General features: G+C 54.3%; 15 protein-coding genes. 6 read left to right on the top strand and 9 right to left on the bottom strand.

The features are described from left to right. Nucleotides 1-22 precede the first annotated feature (22 nt). Both C9J03_RS19650 and lrp read right to left on the bottom strand, forming a co-directional pair. Nucleotides 23-3,406 (bottom strand): DNA translocase FtsK 4TM domain-containing protein, encoded by a 3,384-nt coding sequence (locus C9J03_RS19650; protein ID WP_231580681.1) that lies wholly within the window; start codon nt 3,404-3,406, stop codon nt 23-25. Between the two features lie 464 nt (nt 3,407-3,870). Continuing rightward, nucleotides 3,871-4,365 (bottom strand): leucine-responsive transcriptional regulator Lrp, encoded by a 495-nt coding sequence (gene lrp, locus C9J03_RS19645; protein WP_036832575.1) that lies wholly within the window; start codon nt 4,363-4,365, stop codon nt 3,871-3,873. Nucleotides 4,366-4,521: 156 nt separating this feature from the next. On the opposite strand from lrp, the gene ald reads away from it, so the two are divergent. The 4 genes from ald (at nt 4,522) to cydC (ending at nt 10,370) form a co-directional block, all read left to right on the top strand. Further along, the gene (gene ald / locus C9J03_RS19640; protein WP_044623826.1) at nt 4,522-5,643 is read left to right on the top strand and encodes an alanine dehydrogenase; all 1,122 of its coding nucleotides are present in this window, start codon (nt 4,522-4,524) and stop codon (nt 5,641-5,643) included. Between the two features lie 201 nt (nt 5,644-5,844). Then, entirely contained in the window at nt 5,845-6,807 is a 963-nt protein-coding gene (trxB, locus tag C9J03_RS19635) for a thioredoxin-disulfide reductase (protein ID WP_044623827.1), read from the top strand. Nucleotides 6,808-6,883: 76 nt separating this feature from the next. Further along, nucleotides 6,884-8,656, top strand: coding sequence for a heme ABC transporter permease/ATP-binding protein CydD (gene cydD / locus C9J03_RS19630; protein ID WP_044623828.1), 1,773 nt, complete (start codon nt 6,884-6,886; stop codon nt 8,654-8,656). Further along, nucleotides 8,649-10,370: a heme ABC transporter ATP-binding protein/permease CydC gene (gene cydC / locus C9J03_RS19625; RefSeq protein WP_044623829.1), complete on the top strand. Its 1,722-nt coding sequence runs from the start codon at nt 8,649-8,651 to the stop codon at nt 10,368-10,370. Before cydD ends, cydC begins: the two co-directional genes overlap by 8 nt. Before the next feature lie 89 nt (nt 10,371-10,459). Here cydC and rimJ read toward each other — a convergent pair whose 3' ends face one another. Continuing rightward, nucleotides 10,460-11,041 carry a ribosomal protein S5-alanine N-acetyltransferase gene (gene rimJ, locus C9J03_RS19620; RefSeq protein WP_044624566.1) on the bottom strand — a complete coding sequence of 194 codons (582 nt, stop codon included), beginning with the start codon at nt 11,039-11,041 and terminating at the stop codon, nt 10,460-10,462. A gap of 168 nt (nt 11,042-11,209) precedes the next feature. Here rimJ and C9J03_RS19615 point away from each other — a divergent pair, with 168 nt between their 5' ends. Next, nucleotides 11,210-11,689, top strand: a complete 480-nt coding sequence (locus C9J03_RS19615) for a methylated-DNA--[protein]-cysteine S-methyltransferase (RefSeq protein WP_039465769.1) — start codon at nt 11,210-11,212, stop codon at nt 11,687-11,689. 184 nt (nt 11,690-11,873) lie between these two features. Here C9J03_RS19615 and tyrR read toward each other — a convergent pair whose 3' ends face one another. The 6 genes from tyrR to pspA all read right to left on the bottom strand — a co-directional run bounded on the left by tyrR (nt 11,874) and on the right by pspA (nt 17,621). Next, nucleotides 11,874-13,409: a transcriptional regulator TyrR gene (gene tyrR, locus C9J03_RS19610; protein ID WP_044623830.1), complete on the bottom strand. Its 1,536-nt coding sequence runs from the start codon at nt 13,407-13,409 to the stop codon at nt 11,874-11,876. Nucleotides 13,410-13,624: 215 nt separating this feature from the next. Then, a complete protein-coding gene (locus C9J03_RS19605) occupies nt 13,625-14,665 on the bottom strand; it encodes a YcjF family protein (RefSeq protein ID WP_044623831.1) in 1,041 nt (346 codons plus the stop codon). Then, a complete protein-coding gene (locus C9J03_RS19600) occupies nt 14,662-16,059 on the bottom strand; it encodes a YcjX family GTP-binding protein (protein ID WP_044623832.1) in 1,398 nt (465 codons plus the stop codon). The genes C9J03_RS19605 and C9J03_RS19600 overlap by 4 nt, the downstream gene beginning before the upstream one ends. 192 nt (nt 16,060-16,251) lie before the next feature. Beyond that, nucleotides 16,252-16,638, bottom strand: coding sequence for an envelope stress response membrane protein PspC (pspC, locus tag C9J03_RS19595; protein ID WP_044623833.1), 387 nt, complete (start codon nt 16,636-16,638; stop codon nt 16,252-16,254). Then, complete coding sequence (gene pspB / locus C9J03_RS19590; protein WP_044623834.1) at nt 16,635-16,865, bottom strand: envelope stress response membrane protein PspB; 231 nt, start codon at nt 16,863-16,865, stop codon at nt 16,635-16,637. Before pspB ends, pspC begins: the two co-directional genes overlap by 4 nt. A gap of 90 nt (nt 16,866-16,955) precedes the next feature. After that, complete coding sequence (pspA, locus tag C9J03_RS19585; RefSeq protein WP_039465757.1) at nt 16,956-17,621, bottom strand: phage shock protein PspA; 666 nt, start codon at nt 17,619-17,621, stop codon at nt 16,956-16,958. 249 nt (nt 17,622-17,870) lie between these two features. Here pspA and pspF point away from each other — a divergent pair, with 249 nt between their 5' ends. After that, nucleotides 17,871-18,899, top strand: coding sequence for a phage shock protein operon transcriptional activator (gene pspF / locus C9J03_RS19580; protein ID WP_044623835.1), 1,029 nt, complete (start codon nt 17,871-17,873; stop codon nt 18,897-18,899). Nucleotides 18,900-18,934: the final 35 nt, after the last annotated feature.

Raw genomic sequence — 18,934 nt, 5'->3', positions numbered from 1 at the left:
ACTGTTGTTTTGTTCTATTAAGTTAATCGCGAGGTGGCGGCGGCGGGGCCAACACTTCACGGTTACCATTGTGGCCCGGCGCACTGACAATGCCGTGCGCCTCAAGCTGTTCGACAATACGGGCCGCTCGGTTATAGCCGATCTTGAAGCGACGCTGGACACCTGACACTGAGCCGCGTCGCGATTCGGCAACAAAGGCCGCCACTTCATCAAACAGCTGATCCAAATCGTCATCGCCGCCGGTCGGGGTTTCTCCCGGCAACAGGCCTTCAGCTCCTTGGTCAGCCTCAAGAATACCCTCGATGTACTGAGGTTTACCGCGGGCTTTCCAGTCGTTGACCACGTTGTGAACATCTTCATCCGAGGCAAACGCACCGTGAACACGAACAGGGTGGTTACTGCCAGCAGGCAAGTAGAGCATGTCACCCATACCGAGCAAGGATTCTGCACCACCTTGGTCCAGAATGGTGCGCGAGTCCGTTTTGGTCGATACCGTAAAGGCCATCCGGCTCGGGATATTGGCCTTGATAAGACCGGTGATGACATCTACCGATGGACGCTGGGTTGCCAACACTAGGTGGATCCCCGCGGCACGTGCTTTCTGCGCCAATCGAGCAATCAGCTCTTCAACTTTCTTACCGACAACCATCATCAGATCGGCAAATTCATCGACGATGACCACGATACTCGGCATTTTTTCCAACAGTGGCGGATACTCATCCATGCTGTCACCCGGTTTCCACAACGGATCATGGATCGGGTGGCCTGCGGCAGCGGCTTCTTCCAACTTGGCGTTAAAACCGGCCAAATTACGCACCCCACAAGCAGCCATTAGCTTATAGCGACGTTCCATCTCACCGACACACCAGCGCAAGGCATTGCTGGCATCTTTCATGTCGGTAACCACTTCGGTCAACAAATGCGGAATGCCTTCGTAGATAGACAACTCGAGCATTTTCGGGTCGATCATAATAAAGCGACAGTCTTCAGGCTTGCACTTGTACAGCAAGCTCAAAATCATCACGTTGACCCCCACCGATTTACCGGATCCCGTGGTACCGGCAACCAGCAGGTGGGGCATCTTGCTCAGATCAGCGACCACGGCCTCACCGGCAATGTCGTAACCGAGCACAATCGGCAAAGCCCCCTTCTTGTGCTGGAAGTTATCGCTGGCGACGACCTCTGACATATAAACCGTTTCCCGGTTCACATTCGGCAGCTCAAGACCGATATATGGCTTACCCGGAATAACCTCAACCACACGGACTGCAGAGGCAGACAGGGCTCGCGCCAAGTCCTTGGCCAAACCGGAAATACGGCTGACTTTCACCCCCGGCGCCAGATCGAGCTCATAGCGGGTAATGACCGGCCCCGGGTACACCCCAACCACTTTCGCTTTGATCTTATAGTCAGCCAGCTTGGCTTCCACCAGCATCGCGGTTTGCTTGAGCTCTTCCTCGGTGGTTGACTGCACGTTCTGCTTTGGCGGTGCCAGCAGATCAATCGTCGGCATCGGCGACGTCGGTTTCGGCAAGTCAGCTTCGCGCTTCATCAAGAACGGGTTGTCCAGACCGGCCGCTTGCGCTTGGGCTTTCTGGGCATCACGGATTTTCTTGAGGAAGGCCTCTTCGTCGCTCAAGCCTTCTTCGTTACTCTCTTCAGCTGGTGCAATTTCACGTTCAGCCCGCTCCAACTCGGACATGCCATCCTGAACACCAATCTCGATATCGTGTGCCATTTCAGCATTGCCCCCAGACATTGTAGCTGTTGGCATCTCTGGCTCAGCCTCAACCATGGCGCTTTGCGCTTGGTACACAGGCTCTGATTCAACGACAGGTTCGAAAGTACCGGTTTCAGCAACATGAGACTCTGTTGTAACAGGGTCGAAATGAACCGGTGATGAATGCGATTCCGTTGCTTCAGGAACAAAATCATCATTGTTGAATGACATACCCGTTGAGAGTTCCGGCTCTAATGCAACTTGCGGGTTCGCAGCAGCCGTCGCTGCAATAGCTTGATCATTCACAGCAGTATCGATTACCGGGGAAGAAGCAGGAGGTGTTGGTTCTGCAACCGCACCGATTCCAGCAGTGATACCATCAGAAGATGGACCCTGCCCTTCATCAACATACACCGTGAAGTTCTCATCGATATCCAGCTGCCTTTCAAGCTCGGCAATCGTCATACCTTTGGCTTGCTGGGTAGATTGAACATCAACAACCTCTTCGACAATAGCTTCGCTCGTCTGCGCCTGTACATGAACTTCAGAGGCACCCGTCGTAGTTGGCTCAACAGGCGCGGTCGTTTGCGGCTGAACAGCCGGGGCGCTCTGTTGCGAAGGCGCTTGGGTATAAACAACAGGCTGGCTGACCGGTAGTTCTGCTAATACAGCTGTCGATTCGGTGCTCGCTTCAGCTAGTGCAGTTGCCGAAGCCGTCGCAGCCAAAGCTGTCGAAGCTGGGGCGGTCACTATCGTTTGTGCCTGGGCTTGGCGATGACGCTCCGGCATAACTATCTTCGGTTCACTGGAGTCCAGCAATGGATCGGCTTGAGGCCCGGCCCCATCCAGTAGCGGATCAGGCTGTTCCGACTGGCCGAAACTAGGTTCCTGGCGGGCAAATCGGTTTCTGTCATCGCCCGGCTCGGAAGAGGCGCGACTACTCGAAGCCAGCAGAACATCATCCGCATCGGGTTCGGATTCGGCTTGCTGCATGGCCAGTTGGCGGCCGAATTCGGTCTGGTGCTCATCGGGAATGTCTGCCGCGAACGGCGTCAACATCTCTGATTTATCAGCGCGCACTTTGTTCAGCAGCCATGCCATCGAGCCGAGTACCGTTTCGCCAATGGTATCGACGATGGTCAGCCAGGAGATCCCGGTAAAGAGAGTAAAGCCTACCGCCCAGGCAAACATCAGGATCAGGGTGGCCCCCAGCAAATTAAACAGAGGCAGGGCCATATTCGATACTACATCGCCAATCACCCCACCGGAGGAGAAATACCAGATGTCGTCAAAGTTAAGGTCGGCCAGTCCACAACTGGCGACAAAGATGATCAGCAGGCCGAGCAAACGGGTGCCGTAAATCATGTAATCCACGCTGAGTGGCTGCCGGCGCCTGCGGAAAAGAACCCAGGCAGCAAGAACAATGACCGCTGGCAGCGGGTAGGCCAGGGAACCAAACGTAAACAGCAAGGTATCGGCAACCAGTGCACCGAAGGACCCGGCCTTGTTCTGCACCGGCCCTTCCCAAGCAGTCTGGGACCAAGAAGGGTCAGCAGGATCGAAACTCAACAGCGCAACCATGATGAAAATCGCCGACAGGATGCCGATGATCAGAAAGCTCTCCAGTAAGCGCTGTCCCCCGGAAAGACGCATTTTAGGCTGCTTCTTGCCCTTTACTTTCCTCAAAAAAACACTCCGATGTAACAAATTGCGTCACGCCCACCCCATCCGGTCTTGGTGTAGATTCGTTGGGCGGATACGTCGACTCTTTTTTAACTGTCAGAACAAGGACGTCCCTGCTCGTTGTTATTATTGTGCCAATCGCTGGTGGCGTGTCAGACGCCAGTAAAAATAAGGCCTGTTGATCTTTTGAATTCAACCACAAAAGGTCAATAGGCCCTACAGCCTATCTTATACTAAATAGCGTCCAATTTTGCCATTTTGAAAAGGCGGGGAGCGAGAGGGATGGCGATTTTTTCCCAGCATGTGCTGAAAATCCCAGCGATATAGGTTAGCCTTTGCCAGCAAAGTGCCGATTTGTGGGGGTGAGCACCTGGCGATGCTTGACCCGAAAACAAATCAAGCGGCCAAGAGCCGCTCGATTGATATACCCAAGCAAATTGGGCTGTGACATATTTCAAATATGAAGCTTAACGTGTTTTGATCACCAGATTGTTTGTCTGCTTCACTTCTTCCATGACCACGTAGGTACGGGTATCGTTAACCCCAGGCAGACGCAGCAGGGTTTCACCCAACAGTTTACGGTATGCGGACATGTCAGACACGCGGGTTTTCAGCAAGTAGTCGAAGTCACCAGATACCAAGTGGCATTCTTGGATGTCTTCCAATTCTTGCACTGACTTGTTGAATTGCTCAAACACATCCGGCGCACCCCGGTTTAGCGTGATTTCTACGAACACCAACAGGGAGGCATCAAGATACTGCGGATTGAGAAGCGCGGTGTAGCCACTGATGTAGCCCTGACGCTCCAAGCGGCGTACACGCTCAAGACACGGAGTTGGAGACAAGCCGACACGCTTGGATAACTCTACATTTGAAATACGACCGTCTTTTTGAAGCTCATTCAATATGTTACGGTCAATACGATCCAATTCCTTGGATGGTTTTTTCTTGGTATCTACCATTTTTTATTCCACCTTCTTACTTCCTTGCAAAAAAATATACTACATCTTTCTATTTTTTAGAATCAAATACTCTATTAGTCAAACTATACTGCCATTAGATCTGCATTTACATCCTTGTCAATAGCCAATCCTACTAGATGCCAAGGGAGGAGCAGCATGATTATTGGTGTCCCCAAAGAAATCAAAAATCACGAGTACCGTGTTGGCTTAGTTACCAGCAGTGTCCGTGAGCTCACATCACTCGGCCATCAAGTCTTGGTCGAAACCCAAGCCGGTGTCGGGATCGGGCTGTCGGACTCAGACTATGAGAACGCTGGCGCTACAATTATTTCTACCGCTAAAGAAGTTTTTACCAGATCAGAGATGATTGTCAAAGTAAAAGAGCCCCAAGCAGTAGAAAGAGCCATGCTGTCCGAAGGACAAATTTTATTCACCTATCTCCATCTTGCACCAGATTTTCCACAAACAAAAGACCTAATAGACAGCAAAGCTGTCTGTATTGCTTACGAAACCGTCACCGATGCCTCCGGCAAATTACCGCTTCTCGCCCCGATGTCTGAAGTCGCTGGCAGAATGTCCATCCAAGCAGGCGCGCAAACGCTAGAGAATTCTAGCGGCGGGCGAGGTTTGCTGCTGAGCGGCGTCCCCGGCGTCGAGCCGGCCAACGTCCTCATTTTAGGTGGCGGGGTCGTCGGCTCCAATGCCGCTCGGATAGCCGTGGGAATGCGGGCCAATGTCACCTTGCTCGATCGCAATGTCGATACGTTAAGGGCGCTGGACATCGAGTTCAGAGGTGCCGTCAACCTGGTCTATTCAACTTCCGAGGCCATAGACCGCTTGGTGCCTGAAGCCGACATTATTATTGGCGCGGTGCTGATCCCCGGAGCCGCTGCGCCCAAGCTCATTACCGCGGAGCACGTCAAGCTGATGAAGCCCGGCTCAGCGCTGGTTGACGTCGCAATCGACCAAGGCGGCTGCTTTGAAACCTCACACCCGACAACCCATACCGATCCTACCTATATCGTCGATGATGTGGTCCATTATTGTGTCGCCAATATGCCGGGAGCCGTCGCACGAACGTCCGCTTTCGCTCTGAATAACGCAACGTTGCCGTATGTAATCAAGCTGGCCAACTTGGGATACAAGAAAGCCCTGCTAGACGATCCGGGATTCCTGGCCGGTATGAATATCATCTACGGCAAGGTCACCTGTAAGGAAGTGGCCGATAGCTTCAATTTGCACTTTACCGATCCAACCGTCGCTATTAGCATGCACTAGCACGAAAATTATATATAACCTATAGCTATTTCTTATAGCAAATCCATCTAAAAAATTATCCCTGCTGCCTGGTATTTCACTTGGCAGCCTGACCTTACGGGGTGAAAAGCTCGCGCTACAATCCCCTCTTTCCATAGCGCTTCAATTTACCTACAATCACCCTTCACAAGATTATAAAATCTCATTCAGCCTGGAGAAGTAATGAGTAACGTAAGACATTGTAAACTGCTCATCCTTGGTTCTGGTCCTGCTGGCTACACTGCCGCAGTGTATGCTGCGCGTGCCAACCTCAACCCGGTCATGATCACGGGTATGCAGCAAGGTGGTCAGCTCACCACCACCACAGAAGTTGAAAACTGGCCAGGTGATGCCGAAGGCCTCACAGGCCCTGGGCTGATGGATCGCATGAAAGAGCACGCTGAGCGATTCGACACCGAGATCATTTTTGATCACATCAACGAGACTGACTTCAGCCAGCGTCCTTTCCGCCTGAAAGGCGACAACGCAGAATACACCTGTGACGCACTGATCATCGCAACGGGTGCCTCAGCCAAATACCTGGGTCTGGAATCAGAAGAGAATTTCAAAGGCCGCGGCGTCTCTGCCTGCGCGACCTGTGATGGCTTCTTCTACCGCAACCAGAAAGTGGCGGTAGTCGGCGGCGGCAACACTGCTGTCGAAGAGGCGTTGTACCTGTCCAACATCGCATCGGAGGTTCACCTGATCCACCGCCGTGATACCTTCCGCTCGGAGAAAATCCTGATCAAGCGACTGATGGACAAAGTTGAACACGGCAACATCATCCTTCACACCGACCGTGTACTGGATGAAGTGCTGGGCGATGAGATGGGCGTAACTGCCGTTCGCATCAAGGATACTCAGTCTGATGCGACCGAAACACTAGACGTAATGGGTGCGTTCATTGCTATCGGCCACCAGCCGAATACTGGCATTTTTGAGGGCCAGTTAGAGATGAACAACGGTTACATCAAAGTACAGTCAGGTACTGAAGGCAACGCCACCCAGACCAGCGTCGAAGGCATCTTTGCCGCCGGTGATGTGATGGATCACACCTACCGCCAGGCCATCACCTCAGCAGGTACTGGCTGCATGGCTGCCCTTGATGCAGAACGCTACCTCGACGCGTTAGAAGAGCAAAAATAATAGTTTTGGCCACCTTATGGTGGCCTTTTAGCCTTCACCTTTTAGCCGGCTCCCCTTAGCGGCTCAAGAATTTAATATGGACAAACAATTACAACGCGATTTAACCAAGTGGTTGAAATCACAGAGCAAGCTGGCAAAACGCTGGCTCATGCTCAGTGTCGGCCTTGGGTTCTTGTCGGGGTTGCTACTCGTTGGCCAGGCAGCTTTGCTGGCCCATATCCTGCACCAACTCATCATTGAACACACCGATAAATACCAGCTGGTTTCCAGTTTTATCGGGCTATTTATCATTGTCGGCCTGCGGGCTGGCTGTAGCTGGGGGCGGGAAATTTTCGGTTACCGCTGCGGCGAGCAAATTCGACTCCACATCCGCCAGCTGATCCTACAGCGCCTGCAGCAGTTAGGCCCAGCCTACATTAAAGGTAAACCAGCCGGCGTGTGGGCCAGCCTAGTGCTGGAGCAGGTAGAAGAGATGCAGGACTTCTTCTCCCGCTACATCCCACAAATGTCGATTGCGGTTTTGGTTCCACTGGTAATTTTATTCGCCGTATTCCCTCTTAACTGGGCCGCGGGGCTGATTTTCCTGATCACCGCGCCACTGGTGCCTATGTTCATGGCGCTGGTCGGTTTGGGGGCAGCCGATGCTAACCGCCGCAACTTCAAGGCGCTACAACGCCTGTCGGGTCACTTTTACGACCGCCTGCAAGGCCTGTCGACCCTGCGCCTGTACCACCGTGCCGAGGCAGAAGCGGAAAACCTCCACGCCGCCTCCCACGTGCTGCGCAAGCGAACCATGGAAGTGTTGCGGATGGCCTTCCTCTCGTCGGCGGTGCTGGAGTTTTTCTCCGCCATCTCGGTAGCGATTGTTGCGGTATACTTTGGCTTCTCCTTTATCGGCGAGCTGAATTTCGGCCACTACGGGGTGCCAATCAGCCTATTTACCGGTCTGTTCATCCTGGTGCTGGCGCCGGAGTTCTACCAGCCGCTGCGTGATCTGGGCACCTTCTACCACGCCAAGGCCCAGGCCATCGGTGCGGCAGAGTCCATTGTCGAATTCCTCAACAGCGAAGCGGATGGCATGAGCCAGGGCCAGACCAACCTCGATTCGCCGGAAACTATCTCCATCAGTGCCGACCAGCTCGAGGTACTGAGCCCGCAAGGCCAGGTACTGGCGGGCCCGCTCAGCTTTAGCATCAATGCTCACGAACAAGTCGCCCTGGTCGGCCCAAGCGGTGCCGGCAAAACCAGCCTGCTCAATGCGCTGCTTGGCTTCCTGCCCTACCGTGGCAGCCTGAAGGTCAACGGCACCGAGCTCAGTGAGCTTGATCACAGCCAGTGGCGCCAGGCGATCAGCTGGGTCGGCCAAAACCCGCTGCTGCTGCACGGCACTGTCCGCGACAACATCACACTGGGCAACCCGCTTGCTACCGAGCAGCACATCAAGCAAGTCGCACAACAGGCCTACGCCGATGAATTCATCCAGCGTCTGGAGCTAGGTTACCAGCATCAGGTCGGGGATCGTTCCGGGGGGCTATCGGTTGGCCAGGCCCAGCGTATCGCCGTCGCGCGTGCCATGCTGCAAAGCGGGGCTTTCTGGCTGCTCGATGAGCCTACCGCCAGCCTAGATGCCAATTCGGAACACTTGGTGCTAGAGAGCCTGAAAACGGCAGTCAACGGCCAGACGACGCTGATGGTGAGCCATCGCCTCGACCAACTCGCCGCCATGGACCGAGTTCTGGTAATGGAAAACGGTAAACTGGTCCAGAATGGTCCATTCGAACAGATCCGCCAGCAAGGCCTGCTTGCTGAGATGCTGGCCCATACCGACAAGAGGGATCTCGATGCGTGATTTAATCCCTTATCTCAAGCTATATCGTAAACACTGGTTCGGCCTGACCCTTGGCATGCTGCTCGGGCTTGGCACACTGCTTGCGGCCATGAGCCTGCTGACCCTGTCGGGCTGGTTTATCGCCGCCTCCGCGGTGGCGGGCCTTACCATCGCCCGTGAGACCTTCAACTACATGCTGCCGGGTGCCGGCGTACGCGGTTTCTCGATCGCCCGTACTGCGGGTCGCTGGGGCGAGCGCGTAGTCAGCCACAATGCCACCTTCAAGCTGCTGGCTGATCTGCGTTTATTCTTCTTCCGCAAGCTGACCCCGCTGATCCCGGGTCGTCAGGCCAACCTGCGCGATGCCGACTTGCTCAACCGCCTGGTTGCCGACGTCGATGCCATGGACCATGTTTACCTGCGCTTGGTCAGCCCGCTGATCATCGGCGTGATTGGCCTGTTGGCGATTACCGGCTTCCTCGCTTGGTTCGATGTCACTATCGGCCTGACGCTGGGCGCAATTTTGCTGGCCCTGATGCTTACCCTGCCGGTTATTTTCTACCGCCTGGGCAAGTCCAACGGCGAAACCCTGACCATGGCCAAGGCCAACTACCGGGTGAAGATGCTGGACTGGATCCAGGGCAATGCCGAGCTGTTGCTGTTCAATGCCGAGGATCGCTACTACCAAGCAGCCCTTGATGAGCAGCAAGCCCTGCTGGCTGCCCAGCGCAAGATGGCTAACCTGACCGGCCTGGCCAATGCCATGTTGATGGCGGCAACCGGCTGGACCCTGGTATTGATCACCTGGATGGCGGCGGACGGGATTGCCGGCCTGGCCCCCGATCCGTTCGTGGCGATGGTGGCCTTTGCCACAATGGCCAGCTTCGAGTTGATGATGCCTGTGGCCGGTGCCTTCCAGTACCTAGGCCAGACCCTGACTTCTGCCCGCCGCCTCAATGAGATCATCGAGGCGACACCGGATACTCCATTTGATGCCAACGGCCATTGCGCCGAGGTTAAAGGGGCGCTGGATATCCAAGACATCAGCTACACCTACTACGGTAGCGATGAGCCGGTGCTGAAAAATATTTCACTGACAATCGGAGCTGGCGACAAAGTTGCGCTGCTTGGCCGTACTGGCTGTGGTAAATCAACCCTGTTGCAGCTGCTGACCCGTAACTGGGATCCGCAGCAAGGGCAAATTACCTTAGATAGCGTCCCGCTGCCCCAGTGGCAGGAAGCACCTCTGCGCCAGGCCATCACGGTTGTAAGCCAGCGTGTCGATGTCTTCAATGGCTCACTGCGTGAAAACTTGTTGTTAGCCAAACCCGAAGGCCGCGACGAAGAATTCTGCGAAGTACTTGAAAAAGTTGGACTTGGTGCCCTACTGGAAGAAAAAGGCTTGGATACCTGGCTGGGTGAAGGCGGTCGCCAGATCTCCGGCGGCGAACGTCGCCGTATCGGTATCGCCCGTGCCCTGCTGCATAATGCGCCAATCCTGCTGATGGATGAGCCGACCGAGGGGCTCGATCGCCGTACCGAGCAGCAGATCATGGCGTTGCTGCTAGAACACGCCCAAGACAAGACCGTGCTGTTCATTACCCATCGCCTGGTCGGCCTTGAGCAGATGGATCAGATTTGTTTGATGGACGAAGGTGAGATCATCGAGCAAGGCAAACACCACACTCTGCTTAGCCAAAATGGCCGTTACACCGAATTGTGGCAGCGCATCTAGCCCAAGCTGGAGCCTCATCAAACAGGACGAAACCAAAACGAGAGCCACTTGGCTCTCGTTTTTTCTGTCTGGCATATGGTACAGGGCAGCTAAACCGGCATGGTCCAGTCTGCATTGAGACGAGATGTCAGGATATGATCCTCCCATTTACCGTTGATTAACAAGTAATCTTTCGCTTCTCCCTCAATCACAAAACCACATTTTTTTAATACCGCCGCACTCTTGGCATTGCGGGGCATGTAGGCCGCCATGATCCGGTGAAAGGATTGATCCTCGAACATCCACTCATTGGTCGCGGCCAACGCCCGGCTCATCAACCCTTTTCCCTGGCAATCCTGATCCAGCGAATAGCCAACATGGCAGGCATGGAAAGGATGGCGGACGAGGTTGCTGTAATTGACTACCCCACATATCTCGTCACTGCCCTGTTGCTGAATAACGAAATAGTAAGCCATTTTGTGTCGGTGCAGCTGCATCAGTTGCTCCAGCCGTCGGTGCCAGCCGGTTTCAGTGAAAAAGGCTTCCTCGCGCAGCGGCTCCCAAGGCTGCAGGAACGCCCGGTTGCGCTGATAGTATGCGGTTATAGCCGCAACATCTTTAGTGGTAATAAGCCTCACCGTCGCATCACCAATATTGATCGACGCTGCTCGGCTGATAATAGAATGAAACAACAGCACATTATCCTTATGCTACATGCGATATTGAAACGTTAGCATAGCCCGCGGACGATGAATACACCCTCAAGGTAAACTTATTTCAGGACAAAGATTTGCCCGCATGTTTGAGCTATCATTGTGATAGCCGCGTCGCGCTTGACCTTAACCAACACAGTGATGATTATGTATTACGACTACCTTGATACGGTATTGGGAAAGATATATTTATTGGCAGACGAAAAGGGATTACGACAACTGACCATTGCCAGTGGCGGATTTACTCCAGACAGTCATTGGGAGCACAATCCAGCATTCATGGCCACTTACATCACCCAGCTCGCCGAATACCTCGACGGGAAAAGAAAACAATTCACCATCCCCCTCGCTCCTCCCGGTACCGACTTCCAGCAGCAAGTATGGCAAGCCATCAGTGAAATCCCCTACAACAGCCACCGCTCCTACCAACAGATTGCTACACACATTGCGCATTCCACCGCGCTTCTTGCTATCGGCATGGCCAAGAACGTCAACCCGATCCCGATCATTATCCCATGCCACCGCGTCGCAACCGAGGTTGAAGCCCAACAGAGCTGCCGCTACGGCCAAGAACTCATCTGCCAGCTCAGGGAGCTCGAACAAGGGAAACTGACGTTGTTGAAGTGAAAAAGTTAAGGGGCGAGTTTCTGGATCCTAGTTCCTAGATACAGATTTTCACTAATGACTAAGATGATTAGCTCTTTCTAGGATCTAGGAACTGCTTTATCTAGGATCCGCAGGAAACAAAACGCCCGATGACGAACATCGGGCGTTTGTATGTCACTGATGAGGCAGTACTGTAGAAACGCGTCTAGTGCTTGCCAATGCCGTACTCGCGCAGCTTGTTCGCCACGGCGGTGTGGGACACCCCAAGTCTTTTCGCCAGCTTGCGCGTCGACGGGTAGCTCCGATAAAGGCTATTGAGAATACCTGACTCATAGCGTTTCATGATTTCATCCAGCGAGCCGTCAAGGGTCTCTTCACTGATCACCGTGGCCGACTCGTTTTCCGGCAACTGGATATCGTTCACGCTGATTTCCGGCCCTTCCAGCTGTGTCATGGCGCGGAACAATACATTACGCAACTGGCGAATATTACCCGGCCACGCATACTGGCTCAGATACTGGGCAACCTCAGCCGAGATAGACGGCTTGGGCTGCTGCAATTCCTGGGCAAACTGGCTCAGGAACAAATCCGCCAGCGGCACGATATCGGCGGTTCTCTCACGCAGCGGCGGCACGGTCAGAGACAAGACATTGAGGCGATAATACAGGTCTTCTCGGAACTGTCCGGTCGCGACAAGTTCAGGCAGTTTCTTCTGGGTCGAACAAATCACCCTGACATCCACCTTCATCTCTTTCTCTTCCCCGACACGGCGGAAAGTGCCATCTTGCAGGAAACGAAGCAGTTTGATCTGTAGATGTTCCGACATTTCGCCCACTTCGTACAGGAAGGCGATACCGCCATCGGCCTGTTCGAAAATCCCTTTCTTACCCGGCTCGGTGGCAGTTGCGGCCATACCGAACAGCTCCGTTTCGGCAGCATTATCGGGCATCGACATGCAGTTGACCAACAGAAAAGGATTATCACGGCGCAGCGAGCGCTGGTGGCAGGCCCGAGCCAGCATCTCTTTGCCGGTACCGGTTTCGCCCTGGATCAGCAAAGGCGCATCCAGCATCGCCAACTTCTTGGCCTGAGACACCAATTGCTTGAAGCGGGAAGACTGGCCAACAAGATGCTCAAAGCCGTTGTCACCGCTGAGCTGACGCATCGCCAGCGGCATTTTGGCCTCGGACAGAGACTTGAGTAGGATAACTGCACTGGCCAGTACCTGCTCCTCCGTCTCATCGGTCACATACACCGGCATGATTTCCATCATGTAATCGAGGCCGGACAGCACCACCAACTCACTGCGGCGGCTGGCATTGTCTTTTTCAAGCCAATGGTGAATATTGAAACCGACAAAAGTCTGAATATGCTCGCCGACAATCTCTTCACGACTCTTGCCAAGCAGTACCTCAGCAGCATCATTGGCGAGATCGATCTTGCCTTGCAAGCTAATGGAGAAAAACGGATCAGGTAGGGCTTCGAGCAATGCTTTCAGTTCTTTGTGTTCACGCTCGCTCGGCATGAACTGGATCTTTCTGACATCTGTCACACCATCCAGCTGGCGGATCTGCGACATCAACTGACTGAACTGCTCGAACTCAACTTCGGGGCAATTCAGATAAATAATCCCAACCCGGTCAATTTCAATGCCCCGCAAGTCAATCTGCCGGCTCGCAAGGATATCCAGCAGCTCTCGGGTCATGCCAAGTCGGTCTTCACAAAAGACTTGTAGCCTCATATTTCTTATCTTCCAAGGTGTCAGGAATTGTTGACACAAGAAGTTTGCGCCTTCCCCGTATTGGAGTCAAGTCATTGACGTTCTGAGCTGAGAGGTTGCGCACTATCAATCCACCGGCAACCAAAAATCGGCGTAATGAATACACTCTTCGGAAAAGGAATACGGCTTAGTAAAGAAAAAAAGGCCCTAAACGGGCCTTCACGGTGTAGAAAAACTCAGTCCCGACGGTCTTTATGGGTCAACCGGCTAAGCAGGTCCTTGCGAATTTCACTCAACTTGGGTTGTTGCTCTGGCTGCCACGGTAACGGGCGCATCAAACTGATAGCCTTGAGTCCCAATCGGCCGGTTAGCAGGCCGACACCGACCCCTTGCGCCACCCGGGTCGACACCCGGCCAGCCAAGTCCATCGACAGCATATCCATACCGCTATCGGCGATTACTTCACTGGCCCCGGCGATCGCCATGTTGGCCAGCACCAGTTTAACCAGTTTGATGCGCGACCAGTAGCCCAGCTCGACCCCGTACACCTTGGAGACCTGGTCAATAAGCCGGAAATTACGCCAGGCCACCAGTAGCATGTCAGCCAAGGCTAACGGGCTGACTGCGACCATCACTGCCGCCTCGCTGGCATATTTGGCCACCAGTTGTCGCGCCAACTTATCTTGCTGGCCCAGCACCATGCGATCATAGAGCTGCATGACTTCGCGATCGTTATGGGTAGCAGCCAGAGACTGCAGCCACTTGTCGTAACCGGCATGCTCGTCAATCACCTTGCCTTGCTTCGCCAGCCGGGTACAGAAGGCCTTGGCTTGGCCGATGCCATCGGCCTCAAGCAAGGCCTGTGCCTGCTCCCGCTCGCTCTGGCGCTGCTTTAGCCGGCGCAAACTCAGTAGTTCTCGCCCCAGCGCGGTGATCCCCGCGGCGGCGATACCGGCCACAATCACGCTCCAACCAAGGGCCAGCCAGTCACCGCCCTGATAGGCTGTAACTACATAGTCGATCGTTTGCCACCCCACCATGGCTGCACCGCCAACCAGGAGTCCCTTGAGCCAGCCTGTGCGGCGTTTGGGCCTGCCCCTGAGGGCTCTGGCCAGCTCTTCTTCAACGTCCGACTGTTCATTATCCGCCGCCTCGGGCAAGAAGCTTTTCTCCTGCTCGGCAAACTGCAGCTGGGAGGTCAACTCACTCTCGCCGGAAGCCAGCTCGGGCTTGGCGGGCTCATCAAAGACAATTTTACTTTTCAACGGCTCACTCATCGTAATTTGTCCCCTAACAAGTACTCCATCGCCTTATCCATCCGGATATGGGGCAATGGCTCGTCGCTCTGCATTTCGAGCGGGCGGAAATTGATAAAGTCAAACCCCGATTGCTGCCAGAAGGCATCACTCGGCAACCGGCGCGGTACTTCTCCGGGAAACAGGGTCTTGGCCCCACCACCGATCTGATGCCCCCGCAGCGCCGGGACCTGGCGGCCTTGGTAGTCGACAAAACCCGGCTCGGTCGCCTGGATCGAGGACAGGCTGACACAGTCCATCTTGATCCCCTCAAACGAGGCGGTCTGCCATGCCTCATTCACCAGCTGCTGGAGCAAGCTGACCAAATTGGGGTGCTGCTCCGGCGTGACATGATCGGCCTTGGTCGCCGCAAACAAGACCTTGTCGATCCGCGGCGAGAACAAACGCCTCAGCATTGAACTTCGGCCGTAACGGAAACTTTGCATCAGTTGATCGAGCGCCTGGCGCATATCATTGAAAGACTCCGGCCCGGCATTGAGCGGCTGCAGGCAATCGACCAAGATGATCTGGCGGTCGAACTTGGAGAAATGTTCCTTGTAGAACGCTTTCACCACATGCTGCTGGTAATAGCGGTAACGGCTCCTGAGCATGCCAAGGTTGGTTTCTTCACTGGCATCACTCCACTGCTGCTCGGTCATTTTCTCAAGCCAGACCATAGGGAAAAACTGCAATACCGGCGCCCCGGCCAGCTCACCCGGCAGGACGAAACGCCCCGGCTGCACCCAGTGCAGCCCGCCTTCCGCCTTGCACTTGTACAAGTATTCGGTAAAACGGGCCGAGATCTGCTCAATCAATGCCTCGTCAGCCGGGGCCAGTGGATCAAACGACTCGGCCATCGCCAGCCATTCTGATGCCAGCTCCAGGCGCTTACCTTTCAGGATCTGGGCCTGCTGGCGCGACCACGCCATGAAGTCCAGCTCTAGCAGCGGCAAGTCCAGCAGCCACTCGCCGGGGTAATCCACAATGTCCAGGTACAAGGTTGCGGTATCTTGCAACAGTTTCATTGGCCCCCGCTGGGGCTTGTAGCGCAGTGCCAGCCGGGTCTGGCTGACATCCCTCGTCGGCTCGGGCCAGCAGGGCGGCTGCGACAGCAGCGCCGTCATCCCTTCTTCGTAGGCAAACTTGGGGACATGCATGTCAATTTGCGGCACCCGCTTGGCACCCAGTAACTGGCCGTCCCTGACGGCGGTAAAAAGCGGCAACCGAGGGTTAGTACTCACATGCATAAGTTGATTAACCAGCGAAGTAATGAAAGCGGTCTTCCCCGCCCGGGACAGTCCCGTCACCGCCAAACGGACATGGCGGTCTAAACTCCGGTTCACCAGTTTGTTCAACTCATTGCTAAATCGATTCATAAACTTTCCTGAAAAATTCATTCACTGCGCGAGGCGGGTTGCTCCCAAAAAACTAAGAAAAAATCCAGAGAAACCAGATACGGACTATACAGGCCAGCCGATTAACCCATGATGAATCGCCTCGTTAACCTTCCATTGGGCTGAAGGAAAAAGAAAAGCAGGCCATTGCCTGCTTTAGTGCGTGATCGGTCGTTACAAGTTGCGAAATTCGCGGTCGACCTTGAAAGCAGACGAGGTGACATAGGCCTCCATGTCTCGCAGCTCCTGCTCCATCTTGTCGAGTTCGGTTTCGACATTGTGCAAGATTTGACCGGCAGGTTTGCCCGCCTGCCAAGGCTTTTGCTTGACCTGGTGCTCGCGGAAAATCGTCTGCTGCTGGATTCGTTCCTCAGGCATCTTGTCGAGGATCAGCCAAGCGGCCACATAAGCCAAGGTGACAACGAAACCCACCCCGAGTAAAAATGCTGACACAGTGAGGATCCTCACCAACCAGATTTCCATACCAAAGTATTCGGCAACCCCGGCACAAACGCCACCCAACTTGCCGTTTTTCGGGTCGCGATAGAGGGTCTTATTCATAATTTGCGCCTCCACTGCGGCACTTCCGCATCGAGAATACGCTCCAGGGTCACGATCCGCTCTTGCATCTGCTCTGCGCGAGCCACCAGCTCCTGCAGTTTCTGCTGGTCTTCACCAGACAGCCCCTCACTTGCATGCTTCTTGCTACGATAGTGGAGGATCAACCACAGCGGGGCAACAAAGATCATGAATACGACTAACGGCCCAACAATAAACCCCATAGACATTATTTATCTCCTTAAATTCGCGCAGATTCAATTCTTTAGATTGTCACAATCGCCACAGCCATCATAACAACCAACTCCCGTTAAGGTGAATTACTCTTTGTCCTTGAGGTTGGCTTTCATGCGCTCAAGCTCTTTTTCAATTTCGTCCTGCGCCTGCAAGTCAGCAAACTCTTCGTGCAGGTTCTTGCCGCGCCCAATACTGTAGCTGTCCGCCTCCGCTTCCATCTCGTCGATCCGGCGCTCGTATTGTTCAAACTTCGACAGCGCCTCGTCGACTTTACCCGTATCCAATTGACGGCGTACGTCACGACGGGTATCCGCAGCCTTATGGCGCATTACCAGTGCCTGCTGGCGAGCACGGGTTTCTTGCAGCTTACGCTCTAGCTCAGCCACTTCGGCAGCCAGTTTTTCGATGGTTTCCTCCACCAGCTTGTACTCTTCGTGCAAGGTCAGTGCGACATCATTGAGCTTCTGCTTTTCAATCAGCGCTGCACGAGCGAGATCTTCACGGCCTTTCTGAATCGCCAGACTGGCTTTTTCCTGCCAATCACGGCTCTGGGACTCAATGGCCTGGATGCGGCGCTGCAGCTCTTTTTTGTCAGCTAGGGCGCGAGCAGAAGAGGTTCGAACTTCAACCAGCGTATCTTCCATTTCCTGGATAATAAGACGGATCATTTTTTGCGGATCCTCGGCCTTATCCAGCAAAGAGTTGACGTTGGCGTTAACAATATCGGCAAAGCGAGAAAAAATGCCCATAGTAATTATCTCCTAAAATAAATGTGGTCCTGGGTGGCTCTGTGGTGGTATCAAGCTGAGGCAATTGAAGAACCCGGTTTCCCCCCAAGGGCCATAGCACCGCTCTTCAACCATAGAACCGCTCTATCCTAGTTATATCAACATGCATGCCAACTTTTAGTCTTTTATATATCATACACTTAGCTTTACACCTTCATAGATTGCCTGCTAAGGTGTAAGTAATTACGCCAACTATTAGCGAGATTAACCATGCGCAAAACAGATAACCTGATCGGCGAGTCTGAGGCGTTCCTCACGGTACTGGATCAAACCTCACGCCTTGCCCCGCTGGACCGCCCTATCCTGATCATCGGCGAGCGAGGCACCGGGAAAGAGCTGATTGCCCAGCGCCTGCACTACCTCTCCCGCCGCTGGGACCAGCCGCTGATCTCGCTAAACTGTGCGGCACTGAGCGAAGGGGTTATCGACTCTGAACTCTTCGGCCACGAAGCCGGCTCCTTTACCGGTGCCAAGGGCAGGCACCAAGGCCGATTCGAACGAGCCGAGAACGGCACCCTGTTTCTCGACGAGCTGGCAACAGCTCCCATGGGGGTACAGGAAAAACTGCTTCGGGTCATTGAATATGGCGAGTACGAACGTGTCGGTGGCAGCAGAACCTGCCAGGCCAATGTCCGCCTGATCTGTGCCACCAACGAGAACCTGCCGCAACTGGCGGCGAACGGTAAGTTCCGTGCCGATTTGCTCGACCGGCTCGCCTTCGACATCATCCATCTTCCGCCCTTGCGCGAGCGCCAAGAAGATATCCTCCCTCTGGCCGAATACTACGCCGTGAAAATGTGCCGTGAGCTCAACTTCGCCTTTTTTGCCGGCTTTAGCCAGCATGCCCGGCAACAACTGCAGGCCTACCGGTGGCCCGGCAATATCCGCGAACTCAAAAACGTGGTGGAGCGCTCGGTTTTTCGCCATGGTCTCGAAGATGTCCCGGTCGACACCATCATCATTGACCCGTTCAGGCCACCTTGGTTGCAGGATGAGGCAAATCCCATCGACACCACGGCACCTCAACTTGAGGTCCCCCCGGCCAACGACAGCAGCCGCGAGCAGTGGGGGTTGCCCATCGACTTCCGCCAATGGCAGCAAGATCAGGAAGTTGCCATGCTGCGACTGGCCCTGGAACAAGCCCAGTTCAATCAGCGCAAAGCGGCTGAGTTACTCGGCTTGAGCTACCATCAACTTAGGGGCCTACTGCGCAAGTACCAGTTGGTCGGAAATGAGTGAGTTTGTACGGTTTTTGCTCATAAAGAACCCATAAA

The sequence above is a fragment of the Photobacterium gaetbulicola genome (assembly GCF_003025515.1).
GTDB classification, from domain to species: domain Bacteria; phylum Pseudomonadota; class Gammaproteobacteria; order Enterobacterales; family Vibrionaceae; genus Photobacterium; species Photobacterium gaetbulicola.
The sequence above is the reverse complement of the archived record's forward strand: the minus strand, read 5'-3'. Positions and strand labels throughout refer to the sequence as shown.

Coding starts and splice junctions, on each gene's coding strand:
- lrp (WP_036832575.1), bottom strand. CDS start 4,365: ATGGTAGATACCAAGAAAAAACCATCCAAGGAATTGGATCGTATTGAC.
- ald (WP_044623826.1), top strand. CDS start 4,522: ATGATTATTGGTGTCCCCAAAGAAATCAAAAATCACGAGTACCGTGTT.
- trxB (WP_044623827.1), top strand. CDS start 5,845: ATGAGTAACGTAAGACATTGTAAACTGCTCATCCTTGGTTCTGGTCCT.
- cydD (WP_044623828.1), top strand. CDS start 6,884: ATGGACAAACAATTACAACGCGATTTAACCAAGTGGTTGAAATCACAG.
- cydC (WP_044623829.1), top strand. CDS start 8,649: ATGCGTGATTTAATCCCTTATCTCAAGCTATATCGTAAACACTGGTTC.
- C9J03_RS19615 (WP_039465769.1), top strand. CDS start 11,210: ATGTATTACGACTACCTTGATACGGTATTGGGAAAGATATATTTATTG.
- tyrR (WP_044623830.1), bottom strand. CDS start 13,409: ATGAGGCTACAAGTCTTTTGTGAAGACCGACTTGGCATGACCCGAGAG.
- C9J03_RS19605 (WP_044623831.1), bottom strand. CDS start 14,665: ATGAGTGAGCCGTTGAAAAGTAAAATTGTCTTTGATGAGCCCGCCAAG.
- C9J03_RS19600 (WP_044623832.1), bottom strand. CDS start 16,059: ATGAATCGATTTAGCAATGAGTTGAACAAACTGGTGAACCGGAGTTTA.
- pspC (WP_044623833.1), bottom strand. CDS start 16,638: ATGAATAAGACCCTCTATCGCGACCCGAAAAACGGCAAGTTGGGTGGC.
- pspB (WP_044623834.1), bottom strand. CDS start 16,865: ATGTCTATGGGGTTTATTGTTGGGCCGTTAGTCGTATTCATGATCTTT.
- pspA (WP_039465757.1), bottom strand. CDS start 17,621: ATGGGCATTTTTTCTCGCTTTGCCGATATTGTTAACGCCAACGTCAAC.
- pspF (WP_044623835.1), top strand. CDS start 17,871: ATGCGCAAAACAGATAACCTGATCGGCGAGTCTGAGGCGTTCCTCACG.